The sequence below is a fragment of the Nocardioides luti genome (assembly GCF_014212315.1).
In the GTDB taxonomy this organism is placed as follows: Bacteria; Actinomycetota; Actinomycetes; order Propionibacteriales; family Nocardioidaceae; genus Nocardioides; species Nocardioides luti.
The window spans coordinates 892,635-911,343 of sequence record NZ_JACKXE010000001.1 but is presented as its reverse complement, the minus strand read 5'-3'; the positions used below and the strand labels follow the sequence as shown (position 1 = coordinate 911,343).

The following is an 18,709-nucleotide window of genomic DNA, read 5'->3' as shown; positions in this document are numbered from 1 at the left end:
CCGGCGTACGACGCAGCCGGCGCCGGTCGTCGGGCTCAGCGCATGAAGGCCGGCGCCGGCAGCAGCAGCTCGACGTTGCGGTCGACGCTGCGGCCGCGACGGTGGTTCTCGCGCTCCTGGTAGTCGTTGGCGGCGAGCAGCCGGCCGAGCGCCGCCAGCTTCATCGGACCGTTGAGCTTGGTGCCCTTGCCGAGCCCGGCACCGTGGTCGAGCATCGTCGTGAAGATCGACAGGGTGGCGTCCTCGTTGTCGACGATCTCGATGATCCGCGACTGCTGCGGCCAGTCGATGTGCGAGGCGGTGTTGATCTCCCAGAAGCCGCCGCCACCGGAGCGGGCGCGCGCGCGCACCGTGTTGCTGTGCGTGTGCCCGTTGACCCAGGCGATGACGTTCTCGTGGCTGAGGAGCTCCTGGACGACCGCCGCACCGAAGACGCGGTTGCCACCGGCGGGGTTGTCCATGGTCCACGAGGTGTGGTGGCTGGAGACGATGACGAGCTTGTCGGTCGCCGTGGCGAGCTGCTCCTGGAGCCAGGAGAACTGCGTGGCGTCCAGCGACCCCTCGGACCCGCCGTTCGCGTTCACGGTGTCCATCACGACGAAGCGGACCGGACCGCGGTCGAAGGTGTAGTACGCCGTCCCGTTGGTGCGGTTCTCCTCCGTGAAGCCGTGGCCGAGCGGCAGGCCGGTGGTCGTGAAGTGCTCGGCCACGGTCTCCGTCCGGCTGAGCAGGCGCCGGTTCGGGTCCGCGGTGACCGTGCGGTTGCCCTTCAGGTTGCCGATCGCCCTGTTCTCGAAGACCGAGTTGTGCACGAAGTTGCCCTGCACGAGCTGGTCGTGGTTGCCCATCGCGGCGATCCACTCGATGCCCAGGCCGTGCGCGGAGAACGGGCGGCGGCAGTCGTCGAGCAGGCCCGGGACCTTCGGGAAGCCGTAGTCCTTGCGGTAGACGTCCTTCTCCTTGCCCTTCGGCGTCCCGTGCGGGTGCCAGAAGAGCGTGTCGTAGGAGTCGGGGTTGCCGTCCATGACGCCCTCGTAGCGGGTGAGGTCGCCCGAGTCGGGGGTGATCCGGCCGCCGTCGAGGAGGTCGATGTTCCAGCGGATCTCGTTGTACTGGCTGTTGTCGGAGTTGTCGCCGGTCTGCAGGGCCAGGTCCAGCGGGCGTCCGGTCACGACACCCTTGCCGACGGCGTTGATCTCGCGGACCATCGACTCCGCGATGTGGGCCGTCAGGATCTCCTGGGGCCGGTACGCCGAGGAGGACACGCCCTCGCCGCTCTCCAGGCGCATCGGCGACTGGGCGTCGACGATGTGCACGTCGGAGAGCTGGACGAACGCCAGCAGCGCGGTGCGGCGGGCCTGGCGACCCGACTTGGCCGTGCCGAGGGTGGCGCGCACCCGGTGCGGCTCGCCCGCCTTGCGGACGAGGGGACGCCAGCCACCCTTGCCGGCCTTGCCCTTGGCGATGACGCTCCCGAGGGTGGCGCCGCCCCGGGCCGCGCTGCCGGTGCCGGCGACGGCCTCGGCGGCGAGGCCGCCGACACCCGAGAAGGCGGCCAGCGCACCGAGTGCGCCGGCCGAGCGGAAGAGGTCACGACGGGAGAATTCCATGCGCGTCACGCTAGGTGTCGGGACCTGTTCACGTCCCCGAAACAAGCAGTTTGGTGGCCTCCTCGAGGGAGTCGACCAGGTGCACGTGCTCCTGCATGGGCCGGTCGCGGGCCAGCGCCTCCAGCAGCGGCCACGCGGGGACCGTCCGGGTCCAGTGCTCGACCCCGACGAGCACCATGGGCGCGAGGGAGGACGCGTCGGCGTAGTAGTTCTCGCAGGCGTCCTGGAAGACCTCCTGCACGGTGCCGGCGGCTCCCGGCAGGAAGACGATCCCGCCGTCGCAGACCTCCAGGAGGACGGCCTCGCGCGTGGAGTTGCGGAAGTACTTCGCGATCGCGGTCGCGAACACGTTGGGCGGCTCGTGGCCGTAGTGCCAGGTCGGGATGCCGAGCGACTCGGTGGCGTCCGGGACCAGGTCGCGGACCTCGAACGCCGTGCGCGCCCAGGCGCCGACGGAGGGACGGAAGGTCGGCACCCGGGACAGCCGCTCCAGCGCCGTGTCCAGGTCGGCCTGGCTGTGTCCCGCCAGCCGGGCGCCGAGGTTGGCGGCCTCCATCGCGCCGGGCCCTCCGCCGGTCGCCACGGTCAGCCGGTCCCCGAGCGCGTGACCGAGCCGCGCGGCCTCGGCGTAGGCCGGCTCGCCCCGCTGCACGGCGTGGCCGCCCATCACCCCGACCAGGCGGCGACCGGACCGCCACGCCGTCAGCGCCTCGTCGACGGCCTGGTCGTGCAGCGCGGAGGCGAGCAGCCCCGGGTGGCCGTGCCGGCGCTGGGACCAGGCGTAGGCCCGGGCGTCCAGCGAGTCGGCGTACGCCCCGCTGCCGTAGAGCTCGTCGGCGGTGTAGAGCGTCGTCCGCATCGGGTCGACCGGCACCTCGCCGAGGTCGGGCACCACCAGGGCGCCGGCGGCGGCGAGCCGCTCGGCGTCCCCGGGCGCGAAGGTGCAGCCGACGAAGGTCGCCCCCGCGACCTCGGATCGGGCCAGCTCGGCGCTCCGCCCGCTCAGGTCGAGCGAGCGGAGCCGCCAGCCGGCCAGCGCGCGGGCGCCCGCCGCCCATCGCCGGTCGAGGGCCGCCAGGGAGTCGAGCTGGACGACGCGTCCGCGGGTGGGCTTCACCCTGCGAATCTAGGTGATGGGGCCGCAGGGGTCCGGCCCATCAAAAGGCGTGCGCCATCAGGTCGCCGAAGAGCTCGTGCTCGTCCACCCTCAGCCCGCGGGCGCGGAACCACGAGCACACGTTCGTGCAGTCGCGGAGCAGGAAGTCCATGCCGTTGACGTTCCCGACCAGGTCGACGATCTGGGGGAGGTCGATGATGACGAGGCGCTCGCCCGCGGCGAGGATGTTGTACGGCGACAGGTCGCCGTGCACGATGCCGTCCTGCACCATCAGCGCGAGCGCGTCGCGCAGCTGGTCGTAGTACGACGCGAGCAGCTCGGGCCCGGGGCGGGTCTGGGCCAGGCGCGGCGCGGTCTCGCCGTCGACGGTCACCCACTCCATGAGGATCTCGGTGCCGTCGATCTGCACCGGGTAGGGGACCGGCAGCCCGAGCGTCCAGAGCCGCTTGAGCGCGTCCCACTCGGAGACCGCCCACTCGCCGGCGGCGACGGTCTTGCCCCAGGTGCTCTTGCGCTTGAGCGCCCGCTCGTCGCGGGAGCGCTTGGTGCTGCGGCCCTCGGTGTAGGACGCCGCCCGGTGGAAGGTGCGGTGCTCGGTGCTGCGGTAGCGCTTGGCGGCCATCACGACCGCCTTGTCCGGCTCGGCAGGGTCGCAGCGCTCGAGCAGGAAGACGTCGGCCTCCTTGCCGGTCTTGAGGATGCCGAGGTCGGTGTCGATCGCGCCCTGGGAGGTGACCAGCCAGTCGGGTCGGGGCTCCGGGCCGCGCGAGAGCGGCTCGACGCTCAGCCAGGTCGACCAGCGCTGCGACGACTCGTCCACGTCGTCGTAGGCGCGGAAGTCGACGACGAACGACGGGTCGATGTCGTCGAGGCGCGAACCGTCGAAGGGCTCGCGAGAGGGGTGCTGCTCGTGGTGGCGTGCGAAGAGCTCAGCGAGCTCGGGGTCCTGCGTGAAGTCCTGGGACATCGGTACGGGTGCTCCATGAGGTGAGAGGGGATCGGTCTGCGGGCAGGCCGGGAACAGTGATGGACATGTCACGGCTCCTCTCGGGTCATGGGCACACGTCAGTGGCGCCCGGTCCGACCATGGTGACGGTCGGCGCCGGGCGCCACAACTCATTATCGGGACGCGTCGCCGCGGCCCGTGCGGATCAGCAGACCGAGTCGGTCGGCCTCGGGTTGGTCAGCCCGAAGAGCGGGCGCAGCGCCAGCCCGGCGAAGGTGCCGGCCACCGCCATCACGCCCCAGAGCCAGCCGTGCAGGCTGAAGGAGGCGATCCCGCCGAAGTAGGCACCGATGTTGCAGCCGAAGGCGATCCGGGCGCCGTACCCCATCATGATCCCGCCGATGACCGCGCCGGCCGCGAGCTTGCCGGGGACGTTGCGGTGCACGACCCAGGTGCCGGCCGCCGCCGAGGCGACGAGCGCGCCGACGATGATGCCGAGGTCCATGACCGAGGTCTTCTCGCCGAGGACCCCGGCCTGGTACTTCGCCAGGTTCGCCGGGTCCGCCCAGAACGGCCACGACAGGACGTCGACGCCGATCACGTCGAGGATCTTCGAGCCCCACATGGAGAACGCGAACGTCACGCCCCAGGTGCCGCCCGAGATCCACAGGGTCAGGGCGTTGAGACCGGCCAGCAGCAGCGCGCCGACCCACAGCGGCCAGGAGCCGCGCACCGCGCGGGCGGCCCCGCGGGCGACCGGGGGCTCCTCGACGGGCGGGACGTCGCCGCGACGGGCGATCGCGTAGGTCAGCCCGACGATCGCGGCCATCACCGCGAGCGACACAGCCCAGGCCCCGAAGTAGCCGCCGAACGTGTCCGCCAGCGACACCGGCGGGTGCGAGGGCAGCGTGGTCGTCCAGAAGCTGAACGTGTAGGCCCCCAGCACCGAGCCGATGATGAAGCCGGTCAGCGTGAGCAGGATGGCTGTCTGGCCGCTGCCGATCGCGAAGAGCGTCCCGGAGGCGCAGGAGCCGCCGAGCTGCATCCCGACCCCGAAGAGGAACGAGCCGACGAACAGCCCGAAGCCGATGGGCGCCAGCGACGGCGCCGCCGGCACGTCGCCGAACGACGCCTGGGTGGCCAGGATCGGGGCGAAGAGCGTGCACGCGACGGCCAGCATCAGCATGTGCGCGCGCAGCGCCTTGCCCTGGCGTACGGCGACCAGCTGGCGCCACGCGGACGTGAAGCCGAAGCGGCTGTGGAAGAGCACGAAGCCCAGGGCCAGGCCGATCCCGAAGAGGATCGCGGGGACCTGCCCGGAGCGGCTGAAGATGATGCCGCCGAGCAGGAGGGCGGCGATCAGGCCGCCGAGGACCACGCTCGCCTGGGCCGGCGGCGCCTCGGGCGCGGTTGCGACCCGGGCGGGGCTGTCGCCCTGCTCGGTCCCCGGTCTGCGGGCATCGTCGCGACGCCTGCCGGCGCCGGCGCGTTCGGTGGTGGACATGATGGGTTCCTTTCGGTCGAAACTAGCGCGCGCCGGTCCGGGGGACGAGCGCGCCGACGGGGGTGACGGTGCCGCCGGGGAACCAGGCGACGGCCGTCTCGTGCTGCTCGTGGCCGCCCTGCGCGGGCATGATCGCCGTGCGCGAGGCCGCGAAGAGCTCCAGCGGGTCCGGGTCGGTGCCCCGCACGGAGCGCCAGGCCAGGTAGCCCGACGCGGTGGGCGACTGCCCGGGGAGGTAGGTCGCGAGGGTCTGGCTGAACTCCTGCGCCGCGGGGTCGCGGACGTCGAAGTCGAGCGGCAGGACCGCCCCGAGCGTGGAGTCCACGACGGCCGGGCTGAGCAGCCACGGCGCCAGCCAGGTGCCGTCGTTGCGCATCGGCTGCTGCCGCAGCGGCAGCGCGGTCACGCGGGCCAGGCTCCGCGACGCGTCGCTCCACCCGCTCACCACGAGCAGCGCGCTGCGCCGCCCGGGCCGCACCGACGGCTCGACCACGTCGAGCCCCCGGGACGTCGCCGCTGCGCGGACCACGTCGTACGCCGCCCGGCTGCGTGCCGACGCGTCGTGCTGGACCGCGAGCTGCTCGACCCCACGCGTGGCGAGCGTGTCGACGACGGACCGCAGCGCGGTCGCGTCCGTGGGGCCGAGCGTCGCGGCCGGGCACGACGCGTCGGCGGAGCCGCCACCGAGGATCGCCGCGGTGGCGGCGGCCAGGCACTCGGGCCCGTCGGGCCCGGTCCAGGCGGTGGTGTCGGGCCGGTCGGTGCCGGTCTCCACCGCGAACGGGACCCGGTGGTAGCGCCCGTGCGTGACGAGCACCGTCCCGGATCCCTCGGGGAGGTCGACGACGGCCCAGAGCCCGTCGGTGCCGGGGCGTGGCACGGCGCGCACCAGGGTCTGCTCCGTGGTCCCGACGAGGACCGGCAGGCCCCGGTGCCGGTGACCGGCCCCGAGGTGGGTGGTGTCGACGCGGACCAGGTTCGGCCCGGGGCGGGCCGGGGCCACCGTGACGGTGAACTCGACCCGGTCGTGGCGCAGCCGCTGGATGCTCGGGACGCCGGGGGTCCGGGCGCCGCCGAGGACCTGCTGGCCCTCCTTGCGCGCGGACCAGTCGGCCACCAGGGCGTTGCCCTGGCGGGGCGGGGCATGGACGTCGTCGGAGCCGGCGTACACCGCACCGCCCACGAGCAGCGCCGCGACCACGGCTGCGGGGACGAGGGCGACCGCCCGCGGGCGGGACCGGTCGGACCGGCCCCGCCCACGGGCGTCCCTGCTACTTGACGTCGTCATCTGCCGTCACGAAGAGCATCGAGTGCGGCTTCGCCGGACCCCAGTCGCCGTGCGGCCAGGTGGCGCGGTCGAAGTCGATGCAGGACTCACCGGTGCGCTCGTCCCGGAACTGCGGGTCGAGGGCCAGCGAGCCGTCGCCGGCGATGTCGACCATGCAGACGCGGTGGTCGCCGTTGAGACCCGTGCGGGCGACGAAGTAGTTGGAGTACGCCAACCGCTTCACGTCCGTGGTCTCGTGGTAGTACCCGTCGTCGCCGAGGGCGAAGTTGTCGAGCGCGCCCCAGTGCGGGCCACCCTTGGCGGGCAGCGTGTCGACCACGGCCGGGCAGTCGCTCTCGGCACCACCGGCGGTGACCTCGTCGAGCGTGTCGATCGAGCACTGCGGGTCGGCACCCGACGCCAGCAGCTGCTGGATGTCGAGCTTGAGGATGTACGGCGGCGAGCCGGCGTCGTCGCCGGACGCCGGACGACCCACGACTGCGTGGTAGAGGTACTTGTCGTCCAGGCTGGTCTGGAGCCAGCCGCCGTTGCTGCCGCCGCCGTAGTAGCTGCTGTTCGGGTCGGTCAGCTTGTTCGACGTGGTCAGGTCGAAGACCTCGCGCCACTGCGGCTCGTCGACGGTGATGTCGGGGGCGTAGTAGATCGCCCCGCCCTGCATCGTCTCGGCGAACGCGCCCTTGTGCTCGGGCAGGTTGGTGACCGTGGTCTCCATCGCCGCGCGCGGCTCCTCCTGGTGCGGCACCTTGCCGACGCGGGGGCCGTCCGGGAGGAAGGACACCGCCTTCAGCTTCGGGTGGTCCTTGTCGGAGACGTCCCAGGTGCGGACGGTCGGCCGACGCAGGTAGGACGACGGCGCGGCGACCGGGTTGAGGATGATGTTGCGCGGCTCGTTGTAGTCGCTCGTGACGACGATGCCGAGGTCCTCGCGGGCCTGCACGCCGTGCGGGTTGGCGCACGTCGGCGCGGGCAGCGCGGGGATGTTGTCGCAGCGCTGCTCGGTCTCGGGCGCCTCGGTGGCGGCCGGCGCCTCGCTGATCGTCCTGCCGTCCTTGCCGAGCCGCACGAGCTCACCGGGGGAGCCGCCGAAGCCGTTGCCGACCCGGACGCTGCCGTCGGTGTAGGTGCACGGACCGGGCAGGTCCGGGCCGCCCATGTAGGTGCCGTAGGCGTCGCCGTCCTTGGTCACCCAGTAGGCGTCCGGCACGGAGCCGCACAGGGTGTCGGTGGGCAGGTTGACCGCCTTGAGCTGCAGCGTCGGGAGCTTCGAGGTGTCCACGACGTAGGTGACGTCCGTGAACAGGCCGCCGGCGTAGATGTTGTTGCCCTTGTGCCAGATGTACTGCATGTGGTGCGGCTCGTTCTCGACGAGCGGCCCGACGGTCGCGGTGTTGACGACCGTGCCGTACGACGGCGAGCCCTTGGTCGCGTCGACGACGGCGAAGAAGTCGGGCCCGACCAGGTCCTTCTGGCCGATCAGGTCGGTGCCGACGGACTTCGGCAGGGCGGTGAGCTCCGCGCCGCTCTTGTCGAGCACGTTGTTGTCGCCGGCCCAGACGACGAGGTACTCGCGGCGGATGCCGTCGTCCGGCACGGTGCCGCCGGCGTCGGCGCCCCCCAGCCCGCCCGGGAGCGAGGGGATGTCGAGACCGTCGAGCACCGAGCCCGGGAGCTTGGTGGTGTCGACGTGGTTCTCGATCCAGTAGTCCTTGCCGTCACCCGCGGTGATCCGCGAGGTGTCGGTGACGATCCCGTCGGCCGCGGTGAGCAGCGTCTGGATCAGCGAGCCGGCCGCCGGGTCGGTGCCGACCGGGCCGGCGTCCGTGGCCGGGTCCGAGCCGAGCGCCGAGGCCACGTCGGTCGCCTGGAAGGCGGCGACGAGGCCGAGCGTGGCTGCGGCGGCGCCGAGGATCCGGCGCCGCCGCCGTCGTGCTGGGGGTCGTGCGATAGGTGTCTGCAAGGTGTCATACCTCCGAGATCGGGGCCCATGGAACGTGCCCTTGTATACAAACACCATCAACTTACGTGACTTTCAGGATCTGTAAACCCCTGTCTCAGGATCCGGTGCCGGGCACGCCTGGCGTCACCCGTTCAGGCCGCAGTCGTGGTCGGGATCGCGAGCTCGCCGACGCGCTCCCACGCGTCGTCGACGTGCACGACCGAGCGGCCGGTGCGGTGCAGCAGGCTGGCGGCGATGCCGGCGCGGTAGCCCGAGCGGCAGTGGACCCACAGCTCGCCCGCGGGCAGGGAGTCGGCCGCGACCTCGACGTCCTGGACGGGCAGGTGGATCGCGTCGGGCAGGTGGCCGTCCTCGAACTCGTCGCGCTGGCGCACGTCGACGACCACGCGCGGCGCGGTGGCGGCCTCGAGGAAGCCTGCCCAGTCCGTGCGGCGGTAGGTCCCGGCGAGCTCGGCGGGCGACGTCAGCACGTGGGCGCCGGCGCCCTCGATGCCGATCGCGGCGAGGTCGCGCAACGCCGGACCCAGGTCGGGTGCCGCGTCCGTCAGGAGCACGAGCTCGTGCTGCCACGGCACCAGCCACCCGACGTACGTCGCGAACTGGGTGCCGTACTCCACGCTGACCGTGCCCGGCAGGTGCGCGTGGGCGAAGTCGCGCCGGGCCCGCAGGTCGACGACCCACGCCCCCCGTCGTACGGCGGCGTCGAGCTCGTCGGCGGAGAGCGGGTGCGCCGGCCGCGCCGCGCCCCGGCCTGCGCCGGCGCGGTTCAGCGGGGCCATGTGCTGGTAGTAGGACGGGATCGGTCCGAAGCCGGCGAGGAGCTCGCGGACGAACGCGTCGCGCTCGAGCACCAGGGCGGGGTTGGCCTCCCGCTCGTCGCCGATGGTGGCGGCGCCCGAGCAGGTGCCCGCGGCGGAGGTGCTGCCGGCGCAGAAGCTGCCGAAGCCGTGGGTCGGGTGCAGGTGGGTGTCGTCCGGCAGGGCGCCGAGCGTGCGGGCGCTGGCCCACTGGGCGCGCGCCAGCGCCTCGGTCAGGTGCTCGTCGACGAGGTCGGTGCGCCCGACGGTGCCGAGCAGCAGGCTGCCGCCGCTGAACGCCGCCGCGCGGCCGCCGTCCTGCGAGGCGACGAAGGACTGGTGGTGCCGGGTGTGGCCGGGGGTGTCGACGACCAGCACGTCGAGCGCGCCGACGCGGACCTGCTCCCCGCCCCGGACGCCCACGCGCTCGAAGTCCACGCGCTCGTCGGCCGCGAGCAGGTAGTCGGCGCCGTGCCGGCGGGCCAGGCCCAGGGCCCCCGACACGTAGTCGTTGTGGACGTGGGTGTCCGCGACCGCCGCGATCTCCACACCGGCCTGCTCGGCGGCCGCCTCGACGGCGGCCGGGTCGCGCGGCGGGTCGACGACCAGGGCGACGGTGCCGTCGTGGACCAGGTGGCTCCGGTTGCCGAGCTCCGGCACCTCCAGCGTGATGACCTGCATGTCCTCGACCACTCCTTCATTAAGTGTATTGATTCAGTAGTGTTATAGCACCGTGACGTGGTCGGGCCGAGTCGCCGCTCCCCGGGGGCGCTAGGTTCGGCCCGTGCTCCCGCCCCGCTCGCGCCCGCGACCGGGCGTGCGCGCCGGGACGGCCCTGCTGCTCGCGGGACTGCTGCTGGCCGGGGCGGCCGCGGCCCCGGTGGCCGCGGCCGGCACCCCCGGGGAGCCGGGCACCGCGGGCATCGGCGACCCGTACTTCCCGCAGGACGGCAACGGCGGCATCGACGTCCTGCACTACGCCGTCCACGACGCCTACGACCTCGACGAGCGCCGCCTGCGCGGCCACACCGTGTTGACCCTCCGCGCCACCGAGGACCTCGCGAGCCTCCACCTCGACCTCCTGCTCCCGGTCACCTCGGTGCGCGTCGACGGCCGGCGGGCGGCGTACGACCGGCCCAACCGCCACGAGCTGCGGATCACCCCGCGCGATCCGCTGGCGGCGGGGGAGACCGTCCGGGTGCGGGTGGCGTACGACGGGTGGCCGGGCACGATCCGGTGGCGCGGTGACGCGCCCTGGCTCGCCGACGACCACGAGGTCGTGACGATGGGCGAGCCGCACATGGCCGCGTGGTGGTTCCCGGCGAACGACCACCCGCGCGACAAGGCGTCCTTCGACGTCTCGGTCACCGTGCCGCGCGACCTGCAGGTCGTCGCCAACGGCGTCCGCGTCAGTCGGCGGGTGCACGGCCCCCGCGCCACGACCCACTGGCGGTCGGTCGAGCCGATGGCGCCGTACCTCGCGTTCTTCGCCGCCGGCCGGTTCGCCGTCCGCCACGGCTCGGACGGGGGGCTGCCCTGGACGGTGGCGGTGTCGAAGGCGGTGCCGAGCCCGACGCGCCAGCGCTCGATGCGCCTGATGCTGCGCACCCCCGGTGTCGTCGCCTGGCTCGAGGGCGAGCTGGGGGACTACCCCTTCGCCGTGACCGGCGGGCTCACCACCAGCCTGGCGCCCGGCTTCGCGCTGGAGAACCAGACCCGGCCGACGTACCCCGTGCTCGCCGCCGGCTCGGTCGGGACGGTCGTGCACGAGCTCGCCCACCAGTGGTTCGGCGACTCCGTGTCCGTCCGGGACTGGCGCGACGTGTGGCTGAACGAGGGTGCCGCGACGTTCATGGAGGCGAGGTGGGACGAGACGCACGGCGGCCGCTCCGCCGAGCAGTGGCTGGAGCAGACCTACGACGGCATCGACGCCCACGACGACTTCTGGCGGATCCGGGTGGCGGACCCCGGCCCGGGGCGGCTCTTCGCCTGGCCGGTCTACGTCCGTGGCGGCATGGCCCTCGAGGCGCTGCGCCGTCGCATCGACGACGAGCCGACCTTCTGGCTGCTGCTCCGCACCTGGCTGGCCGACCACCGGGGCGGCAACGGCTCGACGGCCGACTTCGAGGCGCTCGCCGAGCAGGTCACCGGCCTCGACCTCGACGGCTTCTTCCGGGCCTGGCTGCACGCCACCTCGCGCCCCGCCCGGACCGCCGCCAACGGCCTCTCCGGTGGTTGAGGAGGTTGCGCAGCAACCGTCTCGAAACCACCTGACTGGCGGCGAGGTGGTTTCAAGACAGGCGCCAGGGCGCCTTCCTCAACCACCGTCAGCGTCAGCCGCGCAGCCGTCCCCCGGTGGTTGAGGAGGTTGCGCAGCAACCGTCTCGAAACCACCTGACTGGCAGCGAGGTGGTTTCGAGACAGGCGCCAGGGCGCCTTCCTCAACCACCGGAGCGTCAGCCGCGCAGCCGTCCCGGTGGTTGAGGAGGTTGCGCAGCAACCGTCTCGAAACCACCTGACTGGCGGCGAGGTGGTTTCAAGACAGGCGCCAGGGCGCCTTCCCCAACCACCGTCAGCGTCAGCCGCGCAGCCGCACCGACAGGCAGGTGACGCAGCCCTCGAGCTTCTCGAACTCGCCGATGTCGACGGCGACGACGCGCAGCCCGCGCTCCTCGAACAGCGCCCGCGACCGCGGGGCGTTGGTCGACATCAGCACGGTCTCGGCGTCGAGCAGGACGACGTGGGCGCCGGGCTCCTCGGGGACGGGCAGGAAGCTCTCCCACACGGTCGGGTCGTCGACGAGCGGCTCGTGGCCGATGACCGTGCCGTCGGGCAGCGCGGTTACGGCCGACTTCAGGTGCAGCACCCGGGTGAGCGGCACCCCGAGCACGGTGGCGCCGAGCGGCGCGAGCAGCGTGGCCAGCTGCTCCACGCCGGCCGGGTTGGTGCGGCCGCCGAGGCCGACCCAGACGGTGCCGTCGTGCTTGAGGACGTCGCCCCCGTCGAGGGTGCCGGGCGCCTCGATGCGGGCGATCCGGTAGCCGAGCTCGACCAGCGCGGCCTCGGTCCCGGCGGTCTCGGGCTTGCGCTCGTCGGCACCGGGCCGCGCGATCACCGCGAGGTCGCCGTAGACGACCACGGTGTCCTCGACGAACGCCACGTCCGGGCAGTCGTCCTGCGGCGCGACCTCGACGGTCTCCCAGCCCTCGGCCTCCAGCGCGGCGACGTACCCCTCCCACTGCGCGAGCGCCAGCACCGGGTCGACCGGCGAGCGGGTGATGTGGGTGACGAGGCCCTCGGCGAGGCGGGGGCTGGGGCGGCGGACGAGCGTGCGACGGTTCACCCGGCTCATCGTGCCACCCGGGCGCGACCGCGCGCGGTCAGCCCAGCAGCGGGGCGACCGCGCGAGCGACCACGCTGCGGCAGCGGGTCACCGACTCCTCGGCGTCGGCGAGCGTCATCGCCCGCAGCCCGGCGTTGATGCCCAGCCAGCGCAGCGGCTCGCGCTCCCAGTCGGGGGAGCGGTGGCCGACCCAGGGGAGCCGGGTGAGGTCGGTGTCGTGGCCGAGGACGAGGTCGCGCAGGGTCCGGCCGGCGAGGTTGGTGGTGCTGACGCCGTCCCCGACGTACCCGCCCGCCCACGCGAGCCCCGTGCTCCGGTCCAGCCCGACCGAGGCCGTCCAGTCCCGCGGGATGCCGAGCGCGCCGCCCCAGGCGTGGGTGACGCGGGTGCCGGCCAGCACGGGGAGGAGGTCGACGAGCGTCGCGTAGAGGCGCGGGAAGACGTGGGGGTCGCGGTCGTACTCCGGACGGATCCGCGAGCCGAGGTGGTACGGCGCGCCGCGGCCGCCGAAGACCAGCCGGTCGTCGGCGGTGCGCTGGCCGTAGACGATGAGGTGGCGGTGGTCGGTGAAGGTCTCGCGCCGGGCCAGCCCGATCTCGTCCCAGGTCGCGGCGGACAGCGGCTCGGTCGCGATCACCAGGGAGTAGACCGGGACCAGTGCCCGCCGCTGGCCGGGCAGCCGTGCGGTGTAGCCCTCGGTCGCCCGGACCACGGTGCCCGCCCGGACCGTCCCGCGACTGGTGACGGCGCGGCCCGGCTCGATCGCGGTGACCCGGGTGTGCTCGTGGATCCGCACGCCGCGACGCTCGACCGCGCGGGCGAGGCCGCGGACCAGGCGGGCAGGGTGCAGCGCCGCGCAGTCGGGGGTGTACGTCGCCCCGACGGTGCGGCTGCCGCGGAGCACCGCGGTCGCCTCGGACCGGTCGAGCAGGCGCAGGTCGTCCTCGCCGCGGCCCCAGCTCCGGGCGTCGTCGACCTCGGCGCGGGCACGCTTCCACTGGGCCCGGCTGCGGGCCAGCGTGATCGTGCCGCCCTTCGCGAGCTGCGCATCGATGCCCTCGGCCTGCGCGACGCGGGCGACCTCGTCGACCGTGGCGCGCATCGCCGCGTGCTGCGCCAGGGCCGCCGGCCGGTCGGACAGGACGGCCAGGGTGCCGGAGGACGCCGGGAACAGCGCCGAGCACCAGCCGCCGTTGCGGCCGGAGGCGCCGTACCCCGCCACCTCGGCCTCGAGCACGACGATCCGCAGGTCGGGACGGGCCTCGGCGAGGTAGTACGCCGTCCAGAGGCCGGTGTAGCCCGCGCCGACGATCGCGACGTCGGCGACGACGTCACCGTCGAGGGCGGGCCGGGGCGTCCAGTCGTCGTCGGCGGTGTCGTGCCACAGCGAGAGGCGCTCGGGGTGCGGCTCGGGGCTCAGCGGACGCCCCAGGAGTAGGTCTGCTTGCGCAGCTGGAGGTACATGAACGTCTCGGTCGCGAAGACGCCGTCGATCACCCGGATGCGGTCCGAGATCAGCTCGAGCAGGTGCTCGTCGCTCTCGCAGACCACCTCGACGAGCAGGTCGTAGGAGCCCGCGGTGACGACCACGTAGTCGACCTCCTCGAGGGCCGCGATCGCGTCGGCGACCGGCTCCAGCGGCCCGGTGACCCGGATGCCGACCATCGCCTGGCGGGCGAAGCCGAGCTCGAGCGGGTCGGTCACCGCGACGACCTGCATGACGCCGCCGTCGATGAGCCGCTGGACGCGCTGGCGCACCGCCGCCTCGGACAGGCCGACCACCTTGCCGATGGCGGCGTACGAGCGACGACCGTCCTGCTGGAGCTGCTCGATGATCGCCTTGGAGACGTCGTCGAGGTGGACGGCGGGCTTGTCGGACTTGCGAGGCATGCGGGCATGCTCGCAGGGGCGCCGCCGTCGGTCAAAGATTTCCGCCGTCTCACGATTCAAAGGATTTCGTTGCGAGGAGGTTTCCGATCAACCGGATCGCTTGTTCAGGGGGGTCATGCATGGCACGATCCGAGGCGACGAGACCGATTGCCCGGAGGAGTGTCATGGTGCGAGGACGACGACCCGACCGGGCGTCCCTGTCCCGGCGAGGGTTGCTCAAGGGCGCCGGGGCGACGGCGTTCGGCCTCGGCAGCATCGCGGCCCTGGACCTCCCGTTCTTCGACGTGCCGGGTGCCCAGCAGGACCCCGCGAAGTGCAAGGCCACCGACATCTCGGCGCGCGACAAGCGGCTGGTCATCTCGAACTGGCCCGGCTACATCGACCCGAAGAAGAAGCCGACCTCGACGTTCGCGGTCTTCCAGGACGACACCGGCATCAGCGTCGACTACACCGACGACGTCAACGACAACTCGGAGTTCTACGCCAAGGTCAAGAACCAGCTCGGCACCTGCGAGCCGGTCGGTCGCGACATCATGGTGCTGACCGACTGGATGGCCGCCCGGATGATCAGCCTGGGCTGGGTCCAGCCGCTCGACCGGAGCGCGGTGCCCAACCTGCAGGCGAACCTCATCAAGCCGCTCCAGGGCAAGCAGTGGGACCCGAAGCTGCAGTTCCACGCGCCGTGGCAGAGCGGCCTCACCGGCATCGCCTACAACGCCTCGAAGACCGGCGAGATCAAGAGCTTCACCGAGCTGCTCGAGAACCCGGACCTCAAGGGCCGCGTCACGCTGCTCTCGGAGATGCGCGACACGATGGCGTTCATGCTCAAGGTCGTCGGGGCGGACCCGTCCGACTTCACCGAGGACCAGTGGGCCAACGCGATCGACCGGCTCCGCAAGGCGGTGTCGTCGGGGCAGATCCGCTCGTTCACCGGCAACAACTACACGCAGGACCTCGCCGCCGGGAACATCCTGGCCTGCGAGGCCTGGTCCGGTGACGTGATCCAGCTCCAGTTCGACAACCCGGACATCAAGTTCATCGCGCCGGAGGAGGGCCTGGCCCTCTGGAGCGACAACATGCTCGTCCCGAACGGCGCGCAGCACACCGCGAACGCCGAGAAGTGGATCGACTACTACTACGACCCCGAGGTCGCGGCGAAGCTCGCGGCCTGGGTCAACTACATCTGTCCCGTCGCCGGGGCCCAGCAGGCGATGGAGAAGGTCGACCCGTCCCTGGTCGACAACAAGCTGATCTTCCCCGACGAGGAGACCCTGTCGGTGACCTTCGACTTCATGCCCCTCGACGACCGCCAGCAGATCCAGTACGAAGGAGAGTGGTCCGATGTCTCAGGTGGCTGAGAACGAGCAGTCCGCGGTCGCCGCGGACGCGGGTGCGGGCTCGTTCGACGGGCTGCGCCTGCGCGACGTCACCAAGTCGTTCGCGTCGTTCACCGCCGTGGACGACCTCGACCTCGACGTACCCAAGGGCTCGTTCTTCGCCCTGCTCGGGCCGTCCGGGTGCGGCAAGACGACGACGCTGCGGATGGTCGCCGGGCTCGAGACGCCGACGTCCGGCACGATCACCCTGGCCGGCCAGGACATCACCCACGCGCGGCCCTACCGCCGCCCGGTGAACACCGTCTTCCAGAACTACGCACTCTTCCCGCACCTCGACATATACGAGAACGTCGCCTTCGGGCTGCGCCGGCGCAAGAAGGCGGACGTCGAGAAGCAGGTCGACGAGATGCTCGAGCTCGTGGAGCTCGGCAGCCAGGCGCGCAAGAAGCCGGCCCAGCTCTCCGGCGGCCAGCAGCAGCGCGTCGCGCTGGCCCGGGCGCTGATCAACAAGCCCGAGGTGCTGCTGCTCGACGAGCCGCTCGGCGCGCTCGACCTCAAGCTGCGCCGGTCGATGCAGATCGAGCTCAAGCGGATCCAGACCGACGTCGGCCTCACCTTCATCCACGTCACCCACGACCAGGAGGAGGCCATGACGATGGCCGACACCGTCGCGGTGATGAACAAGGGCGTCATCGAGCAGATGGGGGCGCCGGCCGAGCTCTACGAGAACCCCGCCTCGACGTTCGTCGCGAACTTCCTCGGGCAGTCCAACCTGATCGACGGGACCGTCCGGGGCCGTGCCGCCGACGTCGTCACCGTGGACATGCACGGCATCGGCGTCTCGGTGCCGGCCGGGCGCTCGCACACCGACGGCGACCGCGGCTGGGTGGGCATCCGCCCCGAGAAGGTCCTCATCGGCGAGGAGGGCGAGGCGCTCGACGCCCCGGGCAACACGATCCCGGGCGGCGTCGTGACCGACGTCAGCTTCTTCGGCGTCTCGACGCAGTACCTCGTCCGGATGCCGTGGGGCCAGGAGCTGCAGGTCTTCGAGCAGAACACCGGTCGCCGCCGGATCTTCCGGCAGGGCGACAAGGTGGAGCTGTCCTGGCGCCCGGAGTACTCCTTCCTCCTGGACCACAACCAGGACGCCACGGCCGGCTCGCAGCGGGGCGTCGACGCGTGAGCGAGACGATCCGCCGCCGCGGCGGCACCGGCTACCTCCTGCTGATCCCGGCGCTGCTGTGGCTCGGGCTGTTCTTCGTCGTCCCGCTCTACTCCCTGGTCGCGACCAGCCTCTTCGACCCGGCCGGCTCGGACTTCCGCGGCTACACGATGGACTGGGCGTTCGGGAACTACCGCGACGCGTTCTCGACGTACTGGCCGCCGCTGCTGCGCTCGCTGGTGTACGGAGGGATCGCGACGCTGCTGTGCCTGCTGCTCGGCTACGTGCTGGCCTACGCCATCGCCTTCAAGTCCGGCCGCTGGAAGAACCTCCTTCTCGTGCTGGTCATCGCGCCGTTCTTCACGAGCTTCCTGATCCGCACGCTGTCGTGGAAGTTGCTGCTCGCCGACGACGGCTTCATCGTCAACACGCTGCAGGCCGTGCACCTCCTTGGCGCGGACGGTCGGCTGCTCGCGACCCCCGTGGCCGTGATCGCCGGCCTGACCTACAACTTCCTGCCGTTCATGGTGCTGCCGCTGTTCGCCAGCCTCGACAAGATCGACGGCCGGCTGATCGAGGCGTCGCGCGACCTCTACGCCAACCCGTTCGTCGGCTTCTGGAAGGTCACCTGGCCGCTGTCGCTGCCCGGCGTCGTGTCCGGCACCCTGCTGACCTTCATCCCGGCCGCCGGCGACTTCATCAACGTGCAGCTGCTGGGCAGCCCGAACCAGGCCATGGTCGGCACCAAGATCCAGAGCCTGTTCACCGACGCCAACGACTACCCGACGGCGGCCGCGCTGTCGGTGATCCTGATGGTGCTGATCGTGGGGATGGTGCTGGTCTACGTCCGCCGCGCCGGGACGGAGGACCTGCTCTGATGGCCTGGCTGCGTGAGCGCATCGTCCTGATCCTGGGGCTGCTCGTCCTCGTCTACACGTTCGTGCCGATCGCCGTGGTGGTCGGGATGAGCTTCAACGTCCCGCCGAGCCGGAACGTCTACGCCTTCGACCGGTTCACCCTCGACAACTGGGCGAACCCCTGCCTGGACCCGAGCATGTGCTCGGCCCTGGGCCGCAGCGTCGAGATCGGGCTGCTCGCGACGCTCGGCGCGACCGTGCTCGGCACGCTCGCGGCGTTCGCCCTGGTCCGCTACGACTTCGTCGGCCGCTCGTCGACGAACCTGCTGATCTTCCTGCCGATGGCGGCGCCCGAGATCGTGATGGGCTCCTCGCTGCTCGCGCTCTTCGTCGCGGCCGGGTTCGCCGGTCAGCTCGGCTTCTGGACGATCCTGATCGCGCACATCATGTTCTGCCTGTCGTTCGTCGTCGTCACCGTCCGCGCCCGGCTGGCCGGCATGGACGACACCCTCGAGCAGGCCGCGATGGACCTGTACGCCACGCCGGCGCAGACGTTCTGGCGGGTGACCTTCCCGCTGGTCTTCCCGGGCATCCTCGGCGCGGCGCTGCTGAGCTTCTCGCTGTCCTTCGACGACTTCATCATCACCAACCTCAACGCCGGCAACACCACGACCTTCCCGATGTACGTCTACGGCGTCGAGGGCAAGGGCGTCCCCATGCAGGTCAACGTGATCGGGACCGTGATGTTCGTCGTCTCGATCGTGATCGTCGTCGGTGGCGAGCTGAACAACCGGCGCCGGCAGAAGGCGCTCGCCGCCGCCTGACCGGTCCTGCACGAGGCGCGCCCGCAACGCAGGACGTCCCGGGCCGACCGGCCCGGGACGTCATACGGATGGTGCAG

Annotated in this window: 15 protein-coding genes; 5 read left to right on the top strand and 10 right to left on the bottom strand. The window is 72.1% G+C overall.

Going from position 1 to position 18,709, the window contains the following annotated elements; genetic code table 11:
* Window positions 1-35 precede the first annotated feature (35 nt).
* From H5V45_RS04275 to H5V45_RS22570, 7 genes are all read right to left on the bottom strand, one after another.
* Window positions 36-1,610: a metallophosphoesterase gene (locus tag H5V45_RS04275; RefSeq protein WP_185251800.1), complete on the bottom strand. Its 1,575-nt coding sequence runs from the start codon at window positions 1,608-1,610 to the stop codon at window positions 36-38.
* A gap of 28 nt (window positions 1,611-1,638) precedes the next feature.
* Window positions 1,639-2,727 (bottom strand): Rossmann fold nucleotide-binding protein, encoded by a 1,089-nt coding sequence (locus H5V45_RS04270; protein ID WP_185251799.1) that lies wholly within the window; start codon window positions 2,725-2,727, stop codon window positions 1,639-1,641.
* A gap of 40 nt (window positions 2,728-2,767) precedes the next feature.
* Entirely contained in the window at window positions 2,768-3,694 is a 927-nt protein-coding gene (locus H5V45_RS04265) for a serine protein kinase RIO (protein WP_185251798.1), read from the bottom strand.
* A 184-nt stretch (window positions 3,695-3,878) separates the two neighbouring features.
* Window positions 3,879-5,177, bottom strand: a complete 1,299-nt coding sequence (locus tag H5V45_RS04260) for a YeeE/YedE family protein (RefSeq protein ID WP_185251797.1) — start codon at window positions 5,175-5,177, stop codon at window positions 3,879-3,881.
* 22 nt (window positions 5,178-5,199) lie between these two features.
* Window positions 5,200-6,465 carry a type 1 periplasmic-binding domain-containing protein gene (locus H5V45_RS04255; protein ID WP_185251796.1) on the bottom strand — a complete coding sequence of 422 codons (1,266 nt, stop codon included), beginning with the start codon at window positions 6,463-6,465 and terminating at the stop codon, window positions 5,200-5,202.
* Window positions 6,449-8,422, bottom strand: coding sequence for a hypothetical protein (locus tag H5V45_RS04250; protein WP_185251795.1), 1,974 nt, complete (start codon window positions 8,420-8,422; stop codon window positions 6,449-6,451). The genes H5V45_RS04255 and H5V45_RS04250 overlap by 17 nt, the downstream gene beginning before the upstream one ends.
* 131 nt (window positions 8,423-8,553) lie before the next feature.
* Window positions 8,554-9,912: a rhodanese-like domain-containing protein gene (locus tag H5V45_RS22570; RefSeq protein WP_221633902.1), complete on the bottom strand. Its 1,359-nt coding sequence runs from the start codon at window positions 9,910-9,912 to the stop codon at window positions 8,554-8,556.
* A gap of 91 nt (window positions 9,913-10,003) precedes the next feature.
* Here H5V45_RS22570 and H5V45_RS04240 point away from each other — a divergent pair, with 91 nt between their 5' ends.
* The gene (locus tag H5V45_RS04240; protein ID WP_185251794.1) at window positions 10,004-11,458 is read left to right on the top strand and encodes a M1 family aminopeptidase; all 1,455 of its coding nucleotides are present in this window, start codon (window positions 10,004-10,006) and stop codon (window positions 11,456-11,458) included.
* A 339-nt stretch (window positions 11,459-11,797) separates the two neighbouring features.
* On the opposite strand, the gene ddaH is transcribed toward H5V45_RS04240, so the two are convergent.
* Genes ddaH through H5V45_RS04225 form a run of 3 tightly spaced genes read right to left on the bottom strand, consistent with a single transcriptional unit; the run spans window position 11,798 to window position 14,452 of the window.
* Window positions 11,798-12,562 carry a dimethylargininase gene (ddaH, locus tag H5V45_RS04235; protein ID WP_425491421.1) on the bottom strand — a complete coding sequence of 255 codons (765 nt, stop codon included), beginning with the start codon at window positions 12,560-12,562 and terminating at the stop codon, window positions 11,798-11,800.
* 37 nt (window positions 12,563-12,599) lie between these two features.
* Window positions 12,600-13,949 (bottom strand): NAD(P)/FAD-dependent oxidoreductase, encoded by a 1,350-nt coding sequence (locus H5V45_RS04230; protein ID WP_246416061.1) that lies wholly within the window; start codon window positions 13,947-13,949, stop codon window positions 12,600-12,602.
* 29 nt (window positions 13,950-13,978) lie between these two features.
* On the bottom strand, window positions 13,979-14,452 hold the full coding sequence (locus tag H5V45_RS04225; RefSeq protein WP_185251792.1) for an Lrp/AsnC family transcriptional regulator: 474 nt from the start codon (window positions 14,450-14,452) through the stop codon (window positions 13,979-13,981).
* A gap of 164 nt (window positions 14,453-14,616) precedes the next feature.
* Between H5V45_RS04225 and H5V45_RS04220 the strand changes: the two genes are divergently transcribed.
* From H5V45_RS04220 to H5V45_RS04205, 4 genes are read left to right on the top strand one after another with little or no spacing between them, the layout of a single operon-like run.
* Window positions 14,617-15,810 (top strand): polyamine ABC transporter substrate-binding protein, encoded by a 1,194-nt coding sequence (locus tag H5V45_RS04220; RefSeq protein WP_185251791.1) that lies wholly within the window; start codon window positions 14,617-14,619, stop codon window positions 15,808-15,810.
* Window positions 15,794-16,972 (top strand): ABC transporter ATP-binding protein, encoded by a 1,179-nt coding sequence (locus H5V45_RS04215; RefSeq protein ID WP_185251790.1) that lies wholly within the window; start codon window positions 15,794-15,796, stop codon window positions 16,970-16,972. Before H5V45_RS04220 ends, H5V45_RS04215 begins: the two co-directional genes overlap by 17 nt.
* Window positions 16,969-17,829, top strand: a complete 861-nt coding sequence (locus tag H5V45_RS04210; RefSeq protein ID WP_185251789.1) for an ABC transporter permease subunit — start codon at window positions 16,969-16,971, stop codon at window positions 17,827-17,829. Before H5V45_RS04215 ends, H5V45_RS04210 begins: the two co-directional genes overlap by 4 nt.
* Window positions 17,829-18,632: an ABC transporter permease gene (locus H5V45_RS04205; RefSeq protein ID WP_185251788.1), complete on the top strand. Its 804-nt coding sequence runs from the start codon at window positions 17,829-17,831 to the stop codon at window positions 18,630-18,632. Before H5V45_RS04210 ends, H5V45_RS04205 begins: the two co-directional genes overlap by 1 nt.
* Window positions 18,633-18,709 lie beyond the last annotated feature (77 nt).

Excerpts from the sequence above, each read along its gene's own strand:
- H5V45_RS04260 (WP_185251797.1), bottom strand. The coding sequence starts at position 5,177 with ATGTCCACCACCGAACGCGCCGGCGCCGGCAGGCGTCGCGACGATGCC.
- H5V45_RS04225 (WP_185251792.1), bottom strand. The coding sequence starts at position 14,452 with ATGCCTCGCAAGTCCGACAAGCCCGCCGTCCACCTCGACGACGTCTCC.
- H5V45_RS04220 (WP_185251791.1), top strand. The coding sequence starts at position 14,617 with ATGGTGCGAGGACGACGACCCGACCGGGCGTCCCTGTCCCGGCGAGGG.
- H5V45_RS04205 (WP_185251788.1), top strand. The coding sequence starts at position 17,829 with ATGGCCTGGCTGCGTGAGCGCATCGTCCTGATCCTGGGGCTGCTCGTC.
- H5V45_RS04215 (WP_185251790.1), top strand. The coding sequence starts at position 15,794 with ATGTCTCAGGTGGCTGAGAACGAGCAGTCCGCGGTCGCCGCGGACGCG.
- H5V45_RS04255 (WP_185251796.1), bottom strand. The coding sequence starts at position 6,465 with ATGACGACGTCAAGTAGCAGGGACGCCCGTGGGCGGGGCCGGTCCGAC.
- H5V45_RS04275 (WP_185251800.1), bottom strand. The coding sequence starts at position 1,610 with ATGGAATTCTCCCGTCGTGACCTCTTCCGCTCGGCCGGCGCACTCGGT.
- H5V45_RS04265 (WP_185251798.1), bottom strand. The coding sequence starts at position 3,694 with ATGTCCCAGGACTTCACGCAGGACCCCGAGCTCGCTGAGCTCTTCGCA.